This is a genomic window from Spirochaeta lutea (assembly GCF_000758165.1).
Taxonomy (GTDB): Bacteria; Spirochaetota; Spirochaetia; order DSM-27196; family Salinispiraceae; genus Spirochaeta_D; species Spirochaeta_D lutea.
Map to the genome: position 1 here is coordinate 26613 of NZ_JNUP01000041.1, position 6087 is coordinate 32699.

General features: G+C 48.8%; 8 protein-coding genes. 5 read left to right on the forward strand and 3 right to left on the reverse strand.

Annotated elements, in window-relative coordinates:
- Positions 1-178 precede the first annotated feature (178 nt).
- The 3 genes from DC28_RS04690 (at position 179) to DC28_RS04700 (ending at position 1553) form a co-directional block, all read left to right on the forward strand.
- Entirely contained in the window at positions 179-406 is a 228-nt protein-coding gene (locus DC28_RS04690; RefSeq protein WP_037546444.1) for an AbrB/MazE/SpoVT family DNA-binding domain-containing protein, read from the forward strand.
- Entirely contained in the window at positions 403-789 is a 387-nt protein-coding gene (locus tag DC28_RS04695) for a type II toxin-antitoxin system death-on-curing family toxin (RefSeq protein WP_037546445.1), read from the forward strand. Before DC28_RS04690 ends, DC28_RS04695 begins: the two co-directional genes overlap by 4 nt.
- A gap of 170 nt (positions 790-959) precedes the next feature.
- Complete coding sequence (locus DC28_RS04700; RefSeq protein ID WP_037546446.1) at positions 960-1553, forward strand: plasmid pRiA4b ORF-3 family protein; 594 nt, start codon at positions 960-962, stop codon at positions 1551-1553.
- A gap of 15 nt (positions 1554-1568) precedes the next feature.
- On the opposite strand, the gene DC28_RS04705 is transcribed toward DC28_RS04700, so the two are convergent.
- Entirely contained in the window at positions 1569-2147 is a 579-nt protein-coding gene (locus tag DC28_RS04705; RefSeq protein WP_037546447.1) for a YdeI/OmpD-associated family protein, read from the reverse strand.
- Between the two features lie 129 nt (positions 2148-2276).
- Positions 2277-3248: an alpha/beta fold hydrolase gene (locus DC28_RS04710; RefSeq protein WP_037546448.1), complete on the reverse strand. Its 972-nt coding sequence runs from the start codon at positions 3246-3248 to the stop codon at positions 2277-2279.
- A gap of 99 nt (positions 3249-3347) precedes the next feature.
- Between DC28_RS04710 and DC28_RS04715 the strand changes: the two genes are divergently transcribed.
- Positions 3348-4292, forward strand: coding sequence for a helix-turn-helix transcriptional regulator (locus tag DC28_RS04715; RefSeq protein ID WP_037546449.1), 945 nt, complete (start codon positions 3348-3350; stop codon positions 4290-4292).
- Between the two features lie 343 nt (positions 4293-4635).
- The gene (locus DC28_RS16395) at positions 4636-4794 is read left to right on the forward strand and encodes a hypothetical protein (RefSeq protein WP_156104583.1); all 159 of its coding nucleotides are present in this window, start codon (positions 4636-4638) and stop codon (positions 4792-4794) included.
- On the opposite strand, the gene DC28_RS04725 is transcribed toward DC28_RS16395, so the two are convergent.
- A complete protein-coding gene (locus tag DC28_RS04725) occupies positions 4791-5993 on the reverse strand; it encodes an IS256 family transposase (protein WP_037545877.1) in 1203 nt (400 codons plus the stop codon). The two genes, DC28_RS16395 and DC28_RS04725, sit on opposite strands and share 4 nt — an antisense overlap.
- Positions 5994-6087: the final 94 nt, after the last annotated feature.

Genomic DNA, 6087 nt, shown 5'->3' on the forward strand with positions numbered 1-6087 from the left:
TCTAGGCCGAGATGGTAACCTGAACCCCCCGGCTGAATGTGATGAGGCGCATTATAATCAGATGGAAGGCATAGCAAGTGGACTGTGGTCACATAAAACAGTCTCCGGAAATTCCGTGGCGGTTCAATACTTGAATTGTAAACACAGCATTGTTACAATAGATACTGGAGGCACCGCTATGACGAAAAAGCTAATTCAGCATGGTAATAGCGCTGCATTGGTCATTGAGAAGCCTATTCTCCAGCTGTTGAACATAGATTTGGATACTGACTTAGAGATTATTACTGATGGTAAAAACATCATCATTTCACCGCTTCATCAGCAGCCAAATGAAGCAGATTTCCTTCATAGCCTTGCGAAGGTGAACAAACGGCATCGGAAAACTTTGGAAGATCTTGCTAAATGAGTGGAATCCGTTTTCTGACCTATGCGGAGGTATTGCTAATCCATCAAGATCAACTCCTCAACTATGGTGGTACTCCTGATCTACGCGATTCAGGACTTTTGAGCTCAGCACTTGCAATGCCGGAAACGAGTTTTTCCGGCGCTTACCTCCACCAATCGCTTTTTGATAAAGCAGCAGCGTACCTCTTCCATATTTGCCAAAATCATCCATTTATTGATGGAAATAAACGGGTTGGTTTAGCTGCAGCATTAGTATTTTTAGATATAAATGGATTAGAAGTATTTGATGAGAATCATGAACTGTATCCCTTAGTAATGCAAGTTGCCTCGGGCGAATGTAAGAAGGAGGATATCTCTCAAACCTTAGAACGATTGGCGAAATAGGGATGGGTCGGAATTACACGAGGAACGTACTCGCCTGATTCCTTAAGGCCTAGGTTGACGATTGGAACCATAGTAGCACTCATGGTATCTTTAAAGAACAAATCATGCAGAATCATGGCCGCAAATACAGCTTCTGGTCAAAATATGAGAATAAGAAATGAGGGAACGAAATGAGAGAACGAACCTACCTGCTGAAAATTCAACTGCTGGATATCGAGCCTGCCATATGGCGTCGGTTTGTAGTACCGGCAAGCATACCATTGGACCGACTGCATGATGTCATTCAGATTACCATGGGATGGACAGACAGCCATCTCCATGAGTTCACTATAGGGAATAAGCGCTACACCGAGTATCCGGAATTCAAAGAAGACGGGCTTCCATGCGGTAGATATCGCCTTGGCGATCTTATCAAACAGAAGGGACGCACCTTCCGCTATATGTATGATTTTGGAGACAGCTGGGAGCATGAATTGACCCTTGAAGATAGCCGATACGTTGACCCTGAATTGCAAACCGAGATCAGTTGTCTGGAGGGTGAACGAGCCTGTCCCCCGGAAGATGTCGGGGGACTCCCCGGGTATGAAGAGTTCTGTGAAGCCATACAAGACCCGAATCATGAGGATCATGAAATGCTCATGAACTGGTCCGGCGGGAATTTTGACAGTGAGTATTTTAACTGCCACGAAGTGAATCAGGAGCTGATGAAGTTTCTTCGCTGGTCCAGAGACCGGTACCTGAACTGGGATCTTACAACCTTTTGAACACTAGGAAAAGAATCAGAACCCGGGCTTCTCTCCTCGCCTGAGCTTGTCCAGGTACTTGGCGAACCGCCGCTCCCGGGTTTCGGTCCGCTTGGCTGAGGTGAGCCCGAGGGCAATGGCGTATCTACTGGTTTTTGTTAACCTTTCAAAAAACCGGCTGGCCGTCGGGTCTTGTTTCACCGCAGCCAAGAAGTCTGGGGGGATTTTCATGTCCCTGACCGCATAGGCCTTTTCCCAGCGCCCGTCTTCCTTGGCCGCGCGAACTGCTGCCAATCCCGACTCCTGCATCCGGCCCTCATCAATGAGCCGTTCCACATGCTCCCGGTTTCGCTGAGACCAGCTGCTGCGCAGATTTCTTGGGGTGATTCGCTGAAGATAGGCCGTCTCATCGATCGTTTTTTTGATACCGTCGATCCAGCCCCAGCAAAGGCTTTCTATTACGACATCATTCCAATCTACGCTGGGAACCCCGCTGTGTTTCTTGAATATTTTAATCCAGAGTTCGGATTCCTTCTCATGGTGTTCTTTGAGCCACCGTCCAAGCTCTGCAGCCGTGGTGAAGTTCAGTATTTTGGCTGGGTCGGGATCACCCATGCAAGCCTCCTGTATTTTTGTAGTGCGCAAAAGGTTGTAAACTACGCCAGATATAGCGGCACAGCCCGGGAACCTACCCAGGGATGGTGTCGCCGGGGTGAAAAGTTACAACCTTTTGCGCACTATGCGTTAGTTTTCGCCCGCGGCCGTTTTCCGCTGATCTAGCCACTCCAGGAGCAGCTGGTTCGTTGCTTCCGGCTTTTCCTGTTGGATCCAATGGCCGCAATCCAGGGTCGCCACATCGACATTGGGTACGAATTCCCCCAGCCTCTCGAACTTCGGAATGCTATCCCGGCCGCCATAGATCATCAGGGTGGGGTGGTGGATGATGGGATCGGCGTCTGCCAATAGATGCCAGTTTCGATCCAGGTTCCGGTACCAATTAATGCTGGGGGTAAACCCTGTTGATTCAAAAGCGGAGATGAACACCGCCAGATCGTCTTCGCTCATGACCGGATCGCCCAGGGGGTGTTCTGCCCGGGCAAGGTCCATCATTACCATTCCCGGCTGGGGCGGGACCGGGGGCAGATTCTTCCGGTACAGGTTCCGGAAGAACCGTGAGGTGTTTTCTTCCAGCACCGCGTCGGCGACCCCCGGCTGGCGGTTGAAGTGTACAAAATAGTAGTCCCTGCCCAATAGTTCTTCCAGGAGCTGGATCCATGGCTTCTGACCCCGCTCTTGGTAGGGTAAACTCAGGTTAATCACCCCACGTACCCGGCTTGGGTGTAGTAGGGTTAATCCCCAAACAACCATGGCACCCCAGTCATGGCCGACGAAGGTGGCATCCTGATACCCGTAATGATCAAGAAGGGCGGTTAGATCACCAGATAAGTGTTCAATGTCATAGTCTGTAACCTCCCTCGGGCAGGACGAATTCCCGTACCCCCGCTGGTTCGGGACGATGACATGGTATCCCGCCTCGGCAAGGGCGGGTATCTGATAGCGCCATGAGAATGCATGCTCCGGCCAGCCGTGACAGAGTACAACGGGGTTTCCTCTATGTTCGCGACCTGCCTCGAAGACTTCGAGTTCCACGCCGTTAACCGATATGAGTGTGGGTTCGGGAAAATCCGCTGATGCGGTTCGTAATTTCCTATCCATGTTCTTCTCCTTGCTTTGTTCTTATGGGTATAATACAGTGTGATTAGGACAGCATTCGCCCTGTAAAGAAAAAAAGGAAGAAAATTGTATTCACCAACCATGCGCTTGCTTGCGGTGCTTGAGCTCTTGGAAATCTATAGTTCTATCAGTGGTCCCGAACTGGCGCGCAGACTTGAGGTCGATAGGCGGACGGTACGGCGGTATATTGTCACCCTCCAGGATATGGGGATTCCGGTGGCATCGGAACGCGGACCCTACGGTTCATACCGCCTGGAGCGAGGAAGCCGGCTGCCCCCTCTGATATTCAACGATTCGGAGGCCAGTGCAATCATTCTTGGACTAATGGTATTGCGCCAAATGCGATTCCCCATGGACCCAACGGCGATAGAAGCTGCCTATGCAAAAACAAAACGGCTGTTACCGGAAAAGCTCCTGGGCTATGTGAACGACCTTGAGGACTTGGTAACGGTGTATAATCCCCCCTATATTCCCATCAGTCAGATACCACATACCGATTTTGTATCGCTCCTGGATCATGCCATCAAAAAGCGAAAGACAGTAGAAATTACCCATGTTTCCCAGGATGGAAGGGTAACGACCCGGGAAGTGGATTTATACGGGTTGGTGTTAATCCCAGGGCATTGGTATACCGCGGGGTACTGCCATTTGAGAAAGGACCTGCGGACCTTCCGGCTGGACCGTCTGCGTTCTGTCACCAAAACAGAAAAAGTATTCGAGCGTCCTGAGAACTTCGACGTGCTGAATCATGTCTTGGGTTCCATAGAACGAGTTCAGAGCAGATTTGAGGTTGAAGTGATGCTAAAAACCTCCCTGGACCATGCACTAGGTTGCCTCCCGTCAGAAACCCACTATCTTGAACCCGTTGACGGCGGGGTTCTCTACCGGCAGTCCACATCCCGGTTAGACTGGGTGGCCTTCAGCCTGATAACCCTTGATGTCCCAATCATAATCCGCAAGCCCCAAGAATTGTCTGAGGTATTTCGCGGGATTTCTGAAAAAGCAGGGAAGATTGCAGCATCGTAACTCACCCAGTATTTGCTTACCTTGTATTTCCGGCCCGAAGGGCTTGGCGTGAAAATTACGGAAAGAGCGAAGGGGTTAGTGGTTTTCATACCAAGGGAATTGTCAAGTTGAAGCAGTTATTTGACGTCTTTTTTACTTGAAGATTTTTATTCCATGAAGATCACTCATTAATTGAAAGTGATTGTCACGTGTAAATAGTTCCAAATTATTCTCAATCGCATTTTGTGTAATTATTAGATCAAGAATACCGATTTTATTTATACCATTTTTTAAATTTATACTTTGCATAAGAATGATTTCTTTCCAGTTATTTTTATTGGTATAGCAGGTTTGTGAACGGTACATGGCGTTTGCAGATGAGAATCCAAAACTCTATCTACTCATGTTTACCCATCTAACCAGTGAGCGCGAATCGGTGGCAGTTCCCATGCCGGAGAATACCCCGTACGGATCGTTTGTTAAAATTGTTGAGGGTGGTATCCAAACCGGTGAGCTCGATTAAGCAACCTTTTTTCTGTAAATTTCTTTAAAAGCAGGGCGATCATTAGACTCGGGTAAGTACCGTTTTTCATTCTGCCATTGATCGTTCTGTTCGATCAGCATGGCCGCCGCAAGGCGAAGCAAACTATCGGCATTAGGGAATACGCCTACGACCTTTGTTCGCCTTTTTATTTCTTTCATTTGACGTTCAGCCAAATTTGAGGTTCGTAACTTCCTCCTGTGGTTTTCCGGGATATGAAATACGCTTAATCCCTCCCGGAGATTTTCATCAGCCCACTGGGCAAGACGGGGCTGGGTCTTCTCATACTTTTCTACCAGGCTCTGCAAGTACCTTTCGGCGTTCTGTTCATCTGGGGCATTGAAAACCTTGCGGATTTCCGCCGCTACCGCCGGGACATCGTCTTTCCTTGTCACGTAACCACGAGCATTTTGCTGCAAGTGAAATTGACACCGTTGCCACAAGATTCCAGGAAACACAGCATCGATAGCTGCTCGAAGACCCGCATGGTCATCACTGGTAATCATGGTCAGACCATGGAGCCCTCTACGAACCAGGCCTTCTAGAAACGATCGCCAATTTACCTCCGCTTCGCTATTGGCTACTTCTGTGCCCAAAATCTGACGTTTGCCTTCATAATCGACGCCTATGGCCATCAGTAGGGACTGTTTGACCACTTTCGAGCCTACACGCACTGATTCATATGTAGCGTCGAGCACGAGATACTGTATTTGTCCTACCGGCGAGGATCGCCAGGATGTTGCCTCTTCATCCAGCTCCTTCGCCAATCGACTTACCTGTGAGGAGCTCACCTCGGTGCCGCATAGGATTTCTACGATATCTGAAACCCGTCTAGTACTGACCCCTTTTACGTACATCTCGGCTATCGCAAGTTTTAAGGCTCGTTCACTCCGAATACCCTTTTCGATACAGCTGGGATAGAATTCCAGTCCGCGGACTTGAGGTATCTTGAGTAATACCTTCCCGGTAGCCAAAGCCAAGGTTTTGTTCTTAAACCCGTTGGCGTAGCCCATTCGATCTTCGGTCCGCTCATAGGGTTCGGCCTGAAGGGTTTTGGCTCGCTCAAGTTTCATTGCTTCGTTCACTACCTTTTCTATCACCTTAGAAAATTTACTGTCTTCCTTGGTGGCTAACATTTGGATCACTTGCTCTAAAAGTGTATACTCTGATTGGTAGGCCATCGGGCTCTCCTTATGGTTTGTTTCGTCACTTACCATTTGAGCCTGATCGGCCTGCTTTCTTCAACCTAATTTACAGAAAGAATTGTACACCAAC

Bases quoted from the DNA above. Each gene is read 5' to 3' on its own strand.
- DC28_RS04710 (WP_037546448.1), bottom strand. From the start codon at position 3,248: ATGGATAGGAAATTACGAACCGCATCAGCGGATTTTCCCGAACCCACA.
- DC28_RS04695 (WP_037546445.1), top strand. From the start codon at position 403: ATGAGTGGAATCCGTTTTCTGACCTATGCGGAGGTATTGCTAATCCAT.
- DC28_RS04705 (WP_037546447.1), bottom strand. From the start codon at position 2,147: ATGGGTGATCCCGACCCAGCCAAAATACTGAACTTCACCACGGCTGCA.
- DC28_RS04725 (WP_037545877.1), bottom strand. From the start codon at position 5,993: ATGGCCTACCAATCAGAGTATACACTTTTAGAGCAAGTGATCCAAATG.
- DC28_RS16395 (WP_156104583.1), top strand. From the start codon at position 4,636: ATGGCGTTTGCAGATGAGAATCCAAAACTCTATCTACTCATGTTTACC.
- DC28_RS04715 (WP_037546449.1), top strand. From the start codon at position 3,348: ATGCGCTTGCTTGCGGTGCTTGAGCTCTTGGAAATCTATAGTTCTATC.
- DC28_RS04690 (WP_037546444.1), top strand. From the start codon at position 179: ATGACGAAAAAGCTAATTCAGCATGGTAATAGCGCTGCATTGGTCATT.
- DC28_RS04700 (WP_037546446.1), top strand. From the start codon at position 960: ATGAGAGAACGAACCTACCTGCTGAAAATTCAACTGCTGGATATCGAG.